This window comes from Mycobacterium sp. SM1 (assembly GCF_018361265.1).
In the GTDB taxonomy this organism is placed as follows: Bacteria; Actinomycetota; Actinomycetes; order Mycobacteriales; family Mycobacteriaceae; genus Mycobacterium.
Map to the genome: position 1 here is coordinate 1,110,810 of NZ_JAFLNH010000001.1, position 14,273 is coordinate 1,125,082.

Annotated in this window: 11 protein-coding genes and 2 pseudogenes; 2 read left to right on the top strand and 11 right to left on the bottom strand. The window is 67.0% G+C overall.

Going from position 1 to position 14,273, the window contains the following annotated elements; all coding sequences use genetic code 11:
- Positions 1-9: 9 nt before the first annotated feature.
- From MSM1_RS05200 to MSM1_RS05245, 10 genes and pseudogenes are all read right to left on the bottom strand, one after another.
- Positions 10-654 (bottom strand): sensor domain-containing protein, encoded by a 645-nt coding sequence (locus tag MSM1_RS05200; RefSeq protein ID WP_213441457.1) that lies wholly within the window; start codon positions 652-654, stop codon positions 10-12.
- Between the two features lie 26 nt (positions 655-680).
- Positions 681-1,109 (bottom strand): organic hydroperoxide resistance protein, encoded by a 429-nt coding sequence (locus MSM1_RS05205; RefSeq protein ID WP_213440503.1) that lies wholly within the window; start codon positions 1,107-1,109, stop codon positions 681-683.
- Between the two features lie 821 nt (positions 1,110-1,930).
- Positions 1,931-3,309 (bottom strand): annotated as a pseudogene (gene tnpB / locus MSM1_RS05210) (IS607 family element RNA-guided endonuclease TnpB).
- 1 nt (position 3,310) lies between these two features.
- A pseudogene (locus MSM1_RS05215) lies at positions 3,311-3,894 on the bottom strand (IS607 family transposase).
- A 115-nt stretch (positions 3,895-4,009) separates the two neighbouring features.
- The gene (locus tag MSM1_RS05220) at positions 4,010-4,654 is read right to left on the bottom strand and encodes a PadR family transcriptional regulator (RefSeq protein ID WP_213441459.1); all 645 of its coding nucleotides are present in this window, start codon (positions 4,652-4,654) and stop codon (positions 4,010-4,012) included.
- A gap of 730 nt (positions 4,655-5,384) precedes the next feature.
- Positions 5,385-5,564, bottom strand: a complete 180-nt coding sequence (locus MSM1_RS05225) for a hypothetical protein (protein ID WP_213440504.1) — start codon at positions 5,562-5,564, stop codon at positions 5,385-5,387.
- Positions 5,565-5,652: 88 nt separating this feature from the next.
- A complete protein-coding gene (locus MSM1_RS05230) occupies positions 5,653-5,991 on the bottom strand; it encodes a hypothetical protein (RefSeq protein WP_213440505.1) in 339 nt (112 codons plus the stop codon).
- An 86-nt stretch (positions 5,992-6,077) separates the two neighbouring features.
- On the bottom strand, positions 6,078-7,193 hold the full coding sequence (locus tag MSM1_RS05235) for a DUF4185 domain-containing protein (RefSeq protein ID WP_236054751.1): 1,116 nt from the start codon (positions 7,191-7,193) through the stop codon (positions 6,078-6,080).
- A 49-nt stretch (positions 7,194-7,242) separates the two neighbouring features.
- Entirely contained in the window at positions 7,243-8,286 is a 1,044-nt protein-coding gene (locus MSM1_RS05240; protein ID WP_213440506.1) for an aspartate-semialdehyde dehydrogenase, read from the bottom strand.
- The gene (locus MSM1_RS05245) at positions 8,286-9,551 is read right to left on the bottom strand and encodes an aspartate kinase (RefSeq protein ID WP_213441463.1); all 1,266 of its coding nucleotides are present in this window, start codon (positions 9,549-9,551) and stop codon (positions 8,286-8,288) included. Before MSM1_RS05245 ends, MSM1_RS05240 begins: the two co-directional genes overlap by 1 nt.
- 306 nt (positions 9,552-9,857) lie before the next feature.
- Here MSM1_RS05245 and leuA point away from each other — a divergent pair, with 306 nt between their 5' ends.
- Positions 9,858-11,735 carry a 2-isopropylmalate synthase gene (gene leuA / locus MSM1_RS05250; protein WP_213440507.1) on the top strand — a complete coding sequence of 626 codons (1,878 nt, stop codon included), beginning with the start codon at positions 9,858-9,860 and terminating at the stop codon, positions 11,733-11,735.
- 49 nt (positions 11,736-11,784) lie between these two features.
- On the opposite strand, the gene MSM1_RS05255 is transcribed toward leuA, so the two are convergent.
- On the bottom strand, positions 11,785-12,780 hold the full coding sequence (locus MSM1_RS05255) for a DEDDh family exonuclease (protein ID WP_213441465.1): 996 nt from the start codon (positions 12,778-12,780) through the stop codon (positions 11,785-11,787).
- 191 nt (positions 12,781-12,971) lie between these two features.
- Between MSM1_RS05255 and MSM1_RS05260 the strand changes: the two genes are divergently transcribed.
- Positions 12,972-14,270, top strand: coding sequence for a Mur ligase family protein (locus tag MSM1_RS05260; RefSeq protein ID WP_213440508.1), 1,299 nt, complete (start codon positions 12,972-12,974; stop codon positions 14,268-14,270).
- Positions 14,271-14,273: the final 3 nt, after the last annotated feature.

Below are 14,273 nucleotides of genomic sequence, written 5' to 3' on the forward strand. Positions count from 1 at the left end.
GGCGCCGCATTACTGGCCGAGGGTGTTCTGCATGGCTCCGGCCAGCGCGTTGACCGCCGGACCGCCGTTGCCCGACTGGCAAACTTTGGCCTGTAACAGCACATTTTCCCGCAGCCGGGTTTGGGTAAAGCAGCGACGGTCGGTACCGGCTTCCTGTTTGGTCCACGCCTCGTCGGTGGCGGTCGCCGGCCCGCCCTCAAAGGACCACACCTGGGTGGTGCCGTTGTCCAGATGCATCGCCGTCGTCTGCCCGGAGCAGCCGATGGTCCGGTCAACCACCCGATGGAAGGCCCGGTTCGCCGCGTCAATGGTGGCAAAGACCCCGACAGCCTGCTTGACGTAGTGTGCCTGGTCGGTCGCCGACGTCTGCGTGACCGCGCTGTTGAACGACGCCAGGTCCGGGTCGTTGTACACCTCGGGCAGCCCGATATCGGCCCAGTTATTGCAGACCGGATCATCGACCCAATACGCCTGGTACGGCTCGGTCGACACCGATTCCCACCGCATTGGGGCGCCAACGATGTTGCCCACCGACCCCTTGCCCAGCACCGCGTAGTTCACCACACCCGGCTCCGATAGGCCGGCCGCCGCGGACACCACCGGCCCCGCCGCCAAGCCCGTCAGCCACCCCGCCGCCACGGCGGCAGCGGCCACGGCGCGAAAACCCGGGGCGACCACCACTAGACCTGCGCGGAGATCGTTGCGTCCACGTTCCCATTGGTGGCCTTGGAATACGGGCACACCTGGTGGGCCTGGCGCATCAGATCGTCGGCGACGCTCTGCTGCAGGCCGGGCAGGTAGCCGACGATGTTTCCGGTCAATCCGAATCCGCCCTCGGAATCCTTGCCGAAACCCACCCGCACGGTGACGGAGGTCGCGTCGTCAAGCTTGACGTTGGCGTTTCGGGCGACCAGCCGCAACGCGCCAAGGAAGCAGGCCGCGTATCCGGCCGAGAAGAGCTGCTCGGGGTTGATGCCCTCGCCGCTGCCGCCCATCGCTTTCGGCGGTGTCGTGTCAAAGTCGATGCGGCCGTCCGCTGACCTGACATGACCGTCGCGGCCGCCGCCGGTCGCCGTGGATTCTGCCGTGTAAACGACTTCGATGCTCATGGGTTGATCATGCCAACCCCGGCGACCAAACAGAAGCTGGAACCGCCAGTCCGTGCTTTCCAGCGTAACCAGCCGGATCAGCCCGGTGTGGGAGCCGGTCGGTGAACCGTTGCTATCGAGGTGTCGAGCGCCGGGCCACCCGTGTCGCGCGTGCCGGCCGGACACCGGCAGTTACGAGCATTTACGCGCCGGTCAAGTCACCGGCCCATCCAGAAATTCAGGATCAGGGACGTGGTGCGGGAGTCGACGGACTGGTGGTTCCAGCCCCTCCCGGGCCCATACCCGGCCCCATACCAGGACCTCCCGGCCCCATGCCCGGGCCCATACCCGGACCTCCCGGCCCCATGCCCGGGCCCATACCCGGGCCCATGGGACCCGCCGGTCCGCCGGGAAAGACGAACAGCCACTGTCCCGGGCCCATTGGGCCCATCGGGGATCCGCCCGATGGGCCGCCGGGCATAAACATGCCGTGGCGAGGATGCTGATACCAGTACCCGTGGGAGTGCCTACCGAGCGTAAAGCCGCTAAAAAAGATCACCGTGACGATGAAGACAACACCGGCGACAATTGCGACCCACGCCGCAACTTTGTAAAGCCCGCTCGGCCGTGCCGGCTGCCATGGCGCCGCGGCCCCTGGTGGGCCACCCGCTGGCGGTACCTGCGGGGCGGCAGAAGTCGGCTTCTGTTGGGTCGGGGTTTCAGGTGTTTCACTCATGCCTTGAATCATGGTCCATGTGCGGGACCGCTCAAACGGTTTCCGCCATGGAACCTGATTTTGTGGACCGAATAAGAAGCCGTTGCAAGTGAGTGATCTTTAGCGGTCACGCGACTTGCACCCCGTCTCGGGGTTGTTCGGCGGCCTTGCGGCCGCGTCCCTTCCGCGCTTCACGGCCACCTGCCCGGCCAGGCCGGGTCTTACGGTCGGCTCCACGCTTGACGGCGGCCCCAACTGGGCCGACGACGCTAATGGTTTCTTCGTAGCGCGCGAGGTTGATCGCGGCGTTGTCATCGCGCTGATGGACCGCCAACACGTGGCACATTGCCACTTTTCGTCCCATCCGATGTCCTGGACATGCCCGCAGGCATGGCATTTTTTCGACGACGGGAACCAGCGGTCAGCGACCACCAGCCGTGACCCGTACCAGCCCGTTTTGTAGGCCAGGTGCCGCCGCGGGGTGCCCAGGGCGGCATCGGAGAGTCCGCGCCGTCTGGCGCGAGCCCACGGCAGGCCCTTTTGCCGCAGCATCCCGGCGGCGTCTAATCCTTCCACCACGACCCGGCCGTGGGTTTTGGCCAATCGTGTTGTCAGAGCGTGCAGCTGATGGGTGCGGACATCGTTGGCCCGGCGATACAGCCGAGACATCTGCGTGGTGCGCTCACGATATTGGCGGGAGCCTTTCACACAGCGTGAACGGGCCCGCGACACCCGCCGTAATTCGCGCAGCGCCGCGCCCAGCGGGCGCGGGTTAGCCACCTGTTCGATCACGCCGCCGCCGGCGCTGGCCACGCTCGCCAGCCGGCGCACCCCGACGTCGACACCGACCCGCGACTCGGGCAGCGCCACGCCGGGCTGAATCGGCCGCTGCACCAGCACCCGCACGCTCGCGTCGAGTCGGGCGCCGTCGCGCCGCGCGCTGATCGCCAGCACCCGCGCGCGGCCCTTGGCGATGAGTCGCTCGATGCGGCGGGTGCTCTCATGAGTGCGGGCGGTGCCGATCACCGGCAAGGCGACATGCCGGCGATCCGGTTCGACGCGCATCGCCTCGGTGGTGAACGTCACCCGCTCGGCGGCGCGTCTTTTCTTCTTCAACCGGGGGAAGCCCATCGGCTTGCCCTCGCGTTTGCCCGATCGGGAGCTCTGCCAGTTCCAGTAGGCGTCCACCGCGGCGGCGATCCCGCCCGCGTAGGCCTCTTTCGAGCATTCGGGCCACCACACCGCGCCGGTCTGGCTGTTGACGCACACCTCGTCTTTGACCTGATTCCAGCGTTTCCGCAACACCCGCAGCGATGGCCTCGCGGTCTTGACACCGGTGGCGTGCCACGCCCGGATATCGGCTTTCAGCGTGGCGACGGCCCAGTTGTAGGCCTTGCGGCGGGCCCCGAAATGGCGCGCCAGCGCGCGGGCCTGGTCCCCGGTCGGGTCCAGCGTGAAACAGAACGCCTGCACACACCAGCCGTCGGGCACCTCGAAACGCGGCATCTCAGGCCACCCCCACCTCGTCGGACGCCGCGGCCGCAAGCGCGCGCTTGGCCCCGTTTGCGCAGCGCGTTTGCCATACAACCGAGCGCACATACTGGTGAGGATCTCGCTCATATCGCCCACCAGGTCGTCATCGACTGCAGCGGAATCGACCACCACCAGCTCACGGCCCTGGGCGCCCAGCGCCGCCTGCACGTACTCCGAGCCGAACCGGCAGAACCGATCCCGGCGCTCCACCACGATCCGACTCACCGTCGGGTCACCCAGTACGGCGAGAAACTTCCGGCGGTGCCCGTTGAGCGCAAAACCAACCCCGGTCACCACCGTGTCGACCGGGATCTGTTTTGCCGTGGCCCACGCGGTCACCCGCGCCACCAGCCGATCCAAATCAGCCTTCTGATCAGCCCAGGAGACGCGCGCGTACACGGTCGTGCGTGATCTTCGGCCAGCCGCGCCGATCGGCTCATCCACCACAATCAGCCGACCCACTCGCCGGGCGGGCACCGGCAACAGCCCGGCGTGGAACCAGCGATACGCGGCCACCCGCGCAACACCGTTGCGCTCAGCCCACACCGCCAGATTCACACCCCTGTTCCTACAGCACACCACCGACAACTACCGACCACCCACGCCGCAACAGTTGACAGCCCCCGGAAGATTGCCTCGCTCTTCGCGGCGTTCGGGGTGCTCGTCACCACAGCTATTCGGATTCAGCGAGCAACGTGTAGATCTCGCGGCGGGCGTTCTTGAGAATGGCCAGAATGCGCTGCTGCTGTTGCGGACTGGCCCCATCCGCGGATTGCGCCACCGCCCCGAACAATTGACCCAGCGCCGTGCGCAGGTCGACCTGACCTGAGTCGACGCCCTCGGTGATTTCCTCCCACGGGGGCCTCCTGATCTTCTCAGCGGCGGCACGACCTTCATCGGTCAACTCAAAAAGCTTTTTGCTGCCCTCACTGTCGGAGCCGGTGATTAGTCCTTCGTCATCCAATAGCTGCAGCGTCGGGTAAACCGAGCCCGGGCTGGGCCGCCACAGGTCCTGACTGCGTTGGGTAATCTCCTGGATCATCTCATAACCATGCATGGGGCGCTCGGCGAGCAGAGTCAAGATGGCCGCGCGAACATCGCCGCGACGGCCACGGCGGCTGGAGCCGAAGCTGCGCTGGCGAGCGCCAGTGCCGCCCAAGCCGAAGCTGAAACCAAAACCGGGGCCGCGCCTGAGGTCGAAACCCGCTTCCCCGGCACGCTCAGGTCCGTGCTCGTGCGGCGGTGGCGGGGGATGCCCAGAGCCGGCCTCATGCGGTGGTCGCGGAGGGTGGCCAACGTGCCCCTTCGGCCCTGGCACCTTCTTGCCAAGGGCCTTCTTTCCGGGAGCCTTCTTTCCGGGAGCCTTCTTTCCGGGAGCCTTCTTTCCGGGAGCCTTCTTTCCGGGGAGTTTCTTGAAGCCGGGACCGTGTTCGTGGGGCGGTCCTGGATGGCGGCCAGGACCATGTTTGGGGCCTGGGGCGAGCTTAGGTTCGAGGCCGCGGCCCGGGCCGGGATGGTGGCCGGGCCCTGCATCGCGGTCGAAGGGGCCGAAGCCAGGGCCGAAATCGGGCTCTTCGTCATAGCCGGGCTTGAATTCGGACTCCTCGTCGTAGTCGGGCTCCTCGTCGTAGTCCGGTTCCTCAACATCATCGGGCTCCTCGCGGTCATCGGATTCCCACTCGACCGGACCATCGCCCGCATAACCGGCATAAACGTCAGAAATATCAGAAATATCAGAAATATCTACGTCTTCATCTACGTCTTCATGAAGCTCTTCATAAAGCTCCGCGCTGGCTTGCGGCCGTGCTTGTTGTTGCGCACGAGGGGGCTCGGCCATCGCCTCAAGCTCGACCGGTACGTCGTCACCGCTGCTTGCTGGCTCGCCGCGGGTAAGAGGATCGGTCAGCGCCTCCGCTTTCCCTGTCTGCTGTTCTGTCTTGGTGCGTCCGCGCTGCCATCCGCTCGGTGCTGGTGGTTGGCTCATGGTCGTAGGTCGCTTTCCCACAGGAGACGGCACATCATTCCGATATGTAACGATATATCGAATACTATCGCCATGCAACCAAGCCGGCCGATCCGGTCTTGATGGCGATTTCCCAGGCTGAGGCCGCGGAGACGAGCAGGTCGTTGTTGTGGTCGGCCAGTTGGTCGCGAACAGACGACGGGATGCGCTCGGGCGCTGCGACCAGCCCTAGCAGGAGGTGTGTGTCGAGCAGAATTGCCGTCACGGCGCCCACTCCCGACACGCCGTCGGACGGGCGCGGCCCGGCGCCCTCTGGAGAGCGCCGGGCCGCATCCGATTGCCTGACGTTCGGGTTAAGGGGCCGACGGTGCGATGGAGGCCGGCGGCTGGCCGGGGCCGGGAATCTGGCCGCCCGGCCCACGGGCCGGGCCTCCCGGTGTCACCGGCCCTGGCCCCCGGTGCGCATGGCGCGGGTGAAACACGGCGTTGTGGTGCTGGTGACGGGGAAGGAAGTGGTGTGGCCCAGCGTGCCTGCCCAGGACGAAGCCGCTAAAGAACACGACCGCGACGACGAACACGGTGCCGGCGACGATCGCCACCCAGGCCGCAGCCTGGTAGAGCCGATTGGGTTGGTGCGGTGCAGTAGTGACGGGCGGGGTTCGCCCGGTGATGGGTTCTGGTGTTTCGGTCATGTCTCACACACTGTCCGGCAAACCATAGCGGTGACTATGTGCTGGCTATGCAATTGCTATGAGGCAATTGCTATGGGCAAGCTCGCCTAGCTTTGCTCGGGCTTATACGGGTTGACGGCAAACTGGATGACCCGGTAGGGCGCACGGGCGCGCGGATCGGTGTTGTTCCACTGGCTGACAAATACCCGCACTTCGTCGAGTGTCGAGCCCGGCGAGATGTAGCCGCCATAGGGCTGCGCGAGCCGGTTGTCGTAGGGTGGCGGCAGGCTGTCGGCGGGTTCAGGCCACTCGTCGTGCCGCACCACCGTGGTCACCGGCGCGGTGCCCAGCGCCGTCGGGTCATCGGCCACTCGGATTTCCATGTCGCCGGTGCTGGCGTTGAAATACGACAGCACCGCCTTGCCGTCGATCTGCTTGAAGCTCATCTCCCCGACCTTGTCACCCCACAACGGCGTGGGCGGCTTGTTCCAGCCGCCGTCGGACGCCCAGCCCTGCCAGCGGGAGCGGTCGGTGAACGCCTCCGGCGTGGCGCGGTACAGCACCACGGGCTGGGTGCGCTCAAAGCTGTCGGCCACGATGTACACCCAGCCGCTCGGAGAGTCGGCGGTCGGGATCGGGTCGTAATATCCGCTGATCTGCGTCTGCCGGCCATCCTGGTAGGACGCCTCCCGGATGGATCCGGGAACTGTCGGCCAATTACCCTCCGCGGGGTTGGCTTTCACCAGCCGCGAATTCTGCGGCACCAGGTTGACGGCGGTGGTCACCAGCAGGTAGCTCTGGCGGTTGATTTGCACCACACCGGCGGGCAGCTGAGATGCGCCCGGTGGCGTGGGGTCGGCCAGCAGAGGCTTATCGACGCCCATGACGCCGAAGTAGCGCACCCCAGCCGGGTTGTCGACGGAGCCGGTCTCGACACGCAGCGCGATCGGTGCGTATCCCCGGCCGAAGCCAACCCCCTGCCCCGGGAAGCTGTCGCCGCAGATTTGCAACACTCCGGCGGGGAATTCCATGAAGGCGCACAGGTCGGTGGCGCCGATGCCATAGTCACGGGTGGGGGTTCCGGTGCCGGCTGCCGGGCCGATGCGCAATACCTCACCGGGCGCCAACGGCTGCAAGATCGGCTCGGGCCTGGGTGCGGGAGGATCGGCATTTGCCGCCCATACTCCTTGGGGTACAAGGAAACACGCCATCGACGCGGCCATCAGCGATGACCGTGTGACCCGGCGGGCGTGGGCCGAGCTCACCCGCGGGTCACAAGTCGGCGAGCAGCAGCTCGGCGATCTGGATGGTATTGAGTGCCGCCCCTTTGCGCAGGTTGTCACTGCAGACAAATAGCGCCAGACCGCGCCCGTCGGGCACGCCGGGATCCTGTCGGATCCGCCCGACCAGCGACTCGTCGACACCGGCGGCAGCCAACGGCGTCGGCACCTCGACCACCTTCACACCGGGGGCGCTGTCGAGAAGTTCGCGGGCTCGTCGGGGGGAAAGCGGCCGGGCGAACTCGGCGTTGATCGACAGCGAGTGGCCGGTGAACACCGGAACCCGCACGCAGGTCGCGCTGACCAGCAGATCCGGAATGGCGAGGATCTTGCGGCTTTCGTCACGCAGCTTCTGGTCCTCGATGGTCTCGCCGGAGCCGTCATCGACCAGGGCGCCGGCCAATGGAACCACGTTGAACGCGATCGGCGCGGCGTAGGTGCTCGGCTCCGGAAACTGCACGGCGCTGCCGTCGTGTACCAGCTGCTCGGCGTGGTCGATAACCGCGCGGCTCTGCTCGGCCAGTTCGGCCACCCCGGCCACACCGCTGCCGGAGACCGCTTGATAGGTGGCGGCCACCATGCGCACCAGGCGGGCCTCATCGTGCAGCACCTTGAGCACCGGCATCGCGGCCATCGTGGTGCAGTTGGGGTTGGCGATGATGCCTTTCGGGAGGGCGCGGGCGTGCCGCACGTCCCTGTCGAAGTTCACCTCGGAGACCACCAGCGGGACATCGGGATCCTTCCGCCATGCCGAGGAGTTGTCGATCACCGTCACCCCGGCGGCGGCGAAGCGCGGCGCCTGCACCCGCGACACCGCCGCCCCGGCGGAGAACAAAGCGATGTCTAGCCCGCTCGGGTCGGCGGTGGCGGCGTCCTCAACCTCGATCTCCTGGCCGCGGAAGGCAAGCTTGCGGCCCCGTGAGCGAGCGGAGGCGAAAAACCGCACGGTCGTGGCGGGAAAGTCGCGCGCCTCAAGCAGGGTGCGCATCACCTGGCCTACCTGACCGGTGGCGCCGACGATCCCGAGCGCGACCATTACCGTCCCGTCCCGGCATACACGGTCGCCTGCTCGGTGCCGCCAAGGCCGAACGCCTCGTGCAGCGCGCGCACCGCCTTGTCCAGTTCGGTGTCCTTGATCAGCACCGAGATCCGAATCTCCGAGGTGGAAATCAGGTCGATGTTGACCCCGATGGCCGCAAGCGCTTCGCAGAACGTGGCGGTGACGCCGGGATGGCTGCGCATGCCCGCCCCGATCAGCGAGACCTTGCCGATGTGGTCGTCGTAGAGCACCTCGGTGAAGCCGATCTCATTCTTGAGCGAGTTCAGCTTGGCCACCGCGGTGGGCCCGCTGCTGCGTGAGCAGGTGAAGGTGATATCGGTCTTGCCGTTTTCGGCCTTGGACACGTTTTGCAGCACCATGTCGATGTTCACGTCGGCATCGGCGACCGCGCGAAACACCTTGGCCGCATAGCCCGGAAGGTCGGGCAGTCCGACCACGGTCACCTTGGCCTCGCTGCGGTCGTGGGCCACTCCGGTCAAGATAGGGTCTTCCATGGGTTTGTCCTCGATCGATCCGGCAACCAGGGTGCCGGGCTTGTCCGAATACGACGAGCGAACGTGCACCGGGATGTTGTAGCGGCGGGCATATTCCACGCAACGCAGCATCAACACTTTCGCGCCGCAGGCCGCCATCTCCAGCATCTCTTCGAAGGTGACGGTGTCCAGCCGGCGGGCGTTGGGCACGATCCTGGGATCGGCGCTGAAAATACCGTCCACATCGGTATAGATCTCGCAGACGTCGGCGCCCAGCGCGGCGGCCAGCGCGACCGCCGTGGTGTCCGAACCGCCGCGGCCCAGGGTGGTGATGTCCCGGGTATCCTGGCTGACCCCCTGGAAACCCGCGACCAGCACGATCTGGCCCTCGTCGAGGGCGGATCGAAGCCGGCTCGGGGTGACGTCGATGATTTTCGCGTTGCCGTGGGTGCTGGTGGTGATGACACCGGCCTGCGAACCGGTGAACGAGCGCGCCTGAGCGCCGAGCGACTCGATGGCCATAGCCACCAGCGCGTTGGAGATGCGCTCACCGGCGGTCAGCAGCATGTCCAGTTCGCGGGGAGGCGGTACCGGACACACCCGCTGGGCCAGCTGCAGCAGGGCGTCGGTGGTGTCACCCATGGCCGACACCACCACCACCACGTCGTTGCCCTGCTTCTTGGTCTCTACGATGCGCTCGGCCACGCGGCGGATTCGCTCGGCGTCGGCCACCGACGAACCACCGTACTTCTGCACGACGAGCGCCACTGTCACCCTCTCGGATTCACCAGCATCGCTGGGTGTAGGTCCACAACAGGATACGTGGGCCCGTCCAGCGACAACGCGGGCCAGGCGCGGCACCCGGCGCGCCGGTGAACGCCGCCGGTGGCACCGGCACCCCCGGGCCGGACCGGCGTTTCGGTAGCGGGACCCGCCGCGGTAGAGTACACACTGTGCAGCGGGTGCTCCTTCTTGGACGCCGCGGCGGGGTCTGATCCGGACCGGCTTCCCGTCGCGGGTGTTGGCGATGCGCCGGTCTGAGGTCCCTTTCCCGTATCCCTGGAGCAATTCACTGTGACAAGCTTTTCCCCGACTTCTGCCGCCGACGCGGACACGTTTACATCGGTTCGCACCATCACCAAGCCTGTGGGGGCGCCTTATCCCGGCCAGCCCGCCTGGAACACCCAGCGCGGTTCAAGTATGCCGATCCACCGCTACCGCAGTTATGCCGAGGAGGTCGAACCGATCAGCCTGCCCGACCGCACCTGGCCCGACCGCGTCATCGACAAAGCGCCGTTGTGGTGCGCGGTGGATCTGCGCGACGGTAACCAGGCCCTGATCGACCCGATGAGCCCCGCGCGCAAGCGCCGCATGTTCGACCTGCTGGTGCGTATGGGTTACAAGGAGATCGAGGTCGGCTTCCCGTCGGCGAGCCAGACCGATTTCGACTTCGTCCGCGAGATCATCGAGCAAGACGCGATACCCGAGGACGTCACCATCCAGGTGCTCACCCAGTGCCGTCCGGAGCTGATCGAGCGTACCTTCCAGGCATGTCGTGGCGCGCCGAAAGCGATCGTGCATTTCTACAACTCGACGTCAATCCTGCAGCGGCGTGTGGTGTTTCGAGCCGACCGCGCCGCCGTGCAGGAGATCGCGGTGCAGGGCGCCCGTAAATGCCTCGAAGAAGCGGCCAAATATCCCGGCACGCAGTGGCGATTCGAGTACTCCCCGGAGTCCTACACCGGCACCGAGCTGCAGTACGCGAAGCAGGTGTGCGACGCCGTCGGTGACGTTATCGGCCCGACTCCGGACAATCCGATTATCTTCAACCTGCCCGCCACCGTCGAGATGGCGACCCCCAACGTCTACGCCGACTCCATCGAATGGATGAGCCGCAATTTGAAATGGCGTGAGTCCGCCATCCTTTCCCTACATCCGCACAACGACCGCGGAACCGCCGTCGCTGCAGCCGAATTGGGCTACCAGGCGGGTGCCGACCGAATCGAGGGCTGCCTGTTCGGCAACGGGGAGCGCACCGGCAACGTCTGCCTGGTGACGCTGGGGCTCAACCTGTTCTCCCGTGGCATCGATCCGCAAATCGACTTCTCCAACATCGATGAGATCCGGCGCACCGTGGAGTACTGCAATCAACTGCCGGTGCACGAAAGACACCCCTACGGCGGTGACCTGGTCTACACCGCGTTCTCCGGCAGCCATCAGGACGCCATCAACAAGGGGCTGGACGCGATGAAGAGCGCCGCGGATGAGGCCGGCTCCGATGTCGATGACATGCTGTGGCAGGTGCCCTATCTGCCGATCGATCCGCGCGATGTTGGGCGCACCTACGAAGCAGTGATCCGGGTCAACTCCCAGTCGGGCAAGGGTGGGGTGGCCTACATCATGAAGACCGACCACGGCCTGGCGCTGCCACGGCGGTTGCAGATCGAGTTCAGCCGCGTTATCCAGAAGATCGCCGACGGTGAGGGCGGTGAAGTCTCGCCGAAAGAGATATGGGAGGCCTTCGCCGAGGAGTACCTGGCACCGGTTCGCCCGCTGCAGTGGATGAAGCAGCGGGTTATCGCGTCGCAGGTCGACGGGGGCACGGACCGTATCGAAGCCGTGGTGAAGGTTGACGGCGTGGAGACCGAGATCAGCGGCACCGGCAACGGCCCGCTGGCCGCGTTCGTTGACGCGCTGAGCCACATCGGCTTCCACGTCCACATCCTGGACTACTCCGAACATGCGATGTCCGTCGGTGAGGAGGCGCAGGCTGCGGCCTATGTCGAGGCTTCCGTGGTGCGGATCGCCAGCGCGGCGCAGCCGGGCGCAGCGGGTCCGCACCCAGGGAGTCCGGGCAGCCAGCCGGTGTGGGGTGTGGGCATCGCGTCCTCGATCACCACCGCGTCGCTGCGTGCGGTGGTCTCGGCGGTGAACCGCGCCTGCCGGGGCTGAACCGCACTGAGTTCGGTTGTCGAAGGCCGCCGCTTTCGCCGAACCGTGGTCAGAACAATGCGTACTGTCCCCCTGCCTGTCCCCCTGCGGCCCTCGCGTCGGCGATCTGCGGTGTGCACGTGCCGGCGACGACGTCCTCGGCGTGCGCCATGAAATACCCATCGGAGACCACCGGCACGCCCAGCTGACGGGCCAGATGACCGTTGCCACACTCGGGACAGGGCTCGTTGCAGATCACCAGCGAGGTGTCCGGGTCGACGGTATCGGCATAGGCCAACCCAGCATGCAGGATGCGCTCGATGAGCTCCTCTTGCGTCCGTGTCACCTGCGCTGTCAGCGCCACTCGCATCCCTTGGATCAGCGGCTTACCCCGGACATACCGGCCCGGGTTGAGATAGGGGCACGGCATCCGTGACGCCAGCATCTTCAGTGGTCGCAGCTCCTCGTGGGTGACCCGGCCATTGGGCCAGTAATGACGGGTGACCGGACGCACGGGCAGCCACACACCACGCTCACGAGCCCGCCTCAGCGCCGCGGGAAGAACCCGGCTCAGCACCAGCGCGTCGTCGAGCGCGTCATGCGGTCGCTGCTGCGCTACGCCCCAATACGCGGCGATCGTCTGCAACCGCAAATTGTCAACACCGAGGTCCAACCGGCGGGCCAGTTCGACGGTGCACATGACGGTGTCGACCGGCAACTCCGCACCCGCCATCTCGGCCTCGGCGGCCAGGAACGCGTAGTCGAACGCGGCGTTGTGCGCGACTAGGGTGCGGCCGCGCAGCAATTCGACCACCTGATCGACGATCTCGGCGAACCGTGGCTGGTTGTCGAGCATCGCGGCGGTCAGCCCGTGCACATGGGTCGGGCCGGGGTCAACCCCGGGGTTGAGCAGGCTGACGACGGATCGCTCCAGTCGCCCGCCGGCGTCCAGGCCGAGCGCGGCCAGGCTGATGATCCGCGCCTGACCGGGCCGGAAACCCGACGTCTCGACGTCGACGACGGCCCAGCCCCCGCTGGGATCGGTGGCCGGCCGACCCCAGCTCATCCCCGGGCCTTCCACCGGAGCATCCGCATGAATTGAGGATGGCACGCCGCACCGACGTCGCCGGGTCACGCTGACCCGTGTCGTGAACGTAAGACGTGTCGCACGCTTCGGCCCACTACCTCGGCCAAATCGCCCTGCTGCGACGCCGCCTCTGCCGCAGCCAGGTGTTCGGCGCGCTTTAGACTGCGCCGGTGATCACCACCCGGGCACGTCTCGCCCTCGCCGCAGGGGCGGGCGCGCGATGGGCGTCGCGGGTCACCGGGCGCGGCGCCGGAGCGATGATCGGTGGTCTGGTCGCCATCGCACTGGACCGCTCGGTTCTGCGCCAGCTCGGTGCCGGGCGGCGCACCGTCATCGTCACCGGCACCAATGGCAAGTCGACCACCACCCGGATGACCGCCGCCGCCCTGCGGACGTTGGGCGTGGTGGCGACCAACGCCGAGGGCGCCAACATGGACGCCGGCCTGGTGGCCGCCCTGGCCGCGGATCGCGACGCCAAGCTGGCGGTGCTGGAAGTCGACGAGATGCACGTGCCGCACGTCTTGGATGCGATGGAAGCCGCCCTCGTCGTCCTGCTCAACCTGTCGCGCGACCAGCTGGACCGCGTCGGCGAGATCGCCGTCATCGAACGCACCCTGCGGGCCGGTCTCGCCCGGCACCCGAGGACCGTCGTCGTCGCCAACTGCGACGACGTGTTGATGACGTCGGCGGCCTACGACAGCTCGCAGGTGGTGTGGGTGGCGGCGGGCGGCGCGTGGTCACGCGACTCGGTCAGCTGCCCGCGCAGCGGCCAGGTCATCGTTCGTGAGCACGGCCAGTGGTATTCCACGGGAGCGGATTTCAAGCGGCCCAACCCGCACTGGTGGTTCGACGACGACACGCTTTATGGGCCCAACGGGCTGGCGCTGCCGATGCGGCTGGCGCTGCCCGGCTCGGTGAATCGCGGCAACGCCGCCCAGGCGGTAGCCGCCGCCGTCACGCTGGGGGTGGATCCGGCGAGCGCGGTGACGGCCGTGTCAAGGGTCGACGAAGTCGCCGGACGCTACCGGACTTGGCGCCTCGGTGAGCACGTCATCAGGCTGCTGCTGGCCAAAAATCCCGCGGGATGGCAGGAGGCGCTGTCGATGGTGGACACGCACGCGGACGGGGTGGTGATCGCCGTGAACGGGCGAGTTGCCGACGGCGAGGACCTGTCGTGGCTGTGGGACGTGAGCTTCGAACGGCTGGCCGATCAGCCCGGCGGGCCACGAGGCGCTGGCGCCTCCCGAGGCGAAGCCGACGAGGATAAGCGGCGCGAGCACCCCCCGGTGGTAGCCGCCGGCGAACGGGGCACCGACCTGGCGGTACGGCTTGAATACGCCCGCGTGCGGCACACCCTGGTGCACGACCCGGTGGCGGCCATCGCGTCATGCCCGCCCGGGCGGGTGGAGGTCGTCGCCAACTACACCGCGTTTCTGCAGCTCCAACGGCGCTTGGCGCGGCTCAAATGACCC

What these genes read in the sequence shown, in the direction of transcription:
- MSM1_RS05205 (WP_213440503.1), bottom strand. Translation starts at nt 1,109, where the DNA reads ATGAGCATCGAAGTCGTTTACACGGCAGAATCCACGGCGACCGGCGGC.
- MSM1_RS05230 (WP_213440505.1), bottom strand. Translation starts at nt 5,991, where the DNA reads ATGACCGAAACACCAGAACCCATCACCGGGCGAACCCCGCCCGTCACT.
- MSM1_RS05235 (WP_236054751.1), bottom strand. Translation starts at nt 7,193, where the DNA reads ATGGCCGCGTCGATGGCGTGTTTCCTTGTACCCCAAGGAGTATGGGCG.
- MSM1_RS05240 (WP_213440506.1), bottom strand. Translation starts at nt 8,286, where the DNA reads ATGGTCGCGCTCGGGATCGTCGGCGCCACCGGTCAGGTAGGCCAGGTG.
- MSM1_RS05255 (WP_213441465.1), bottom strand. Translation starts at nt 12,780, where the DNA reads ATGAGCTGGGGTCGGCCGGCCACCGATCCCAGCGGGGGCTGGGCCGTC.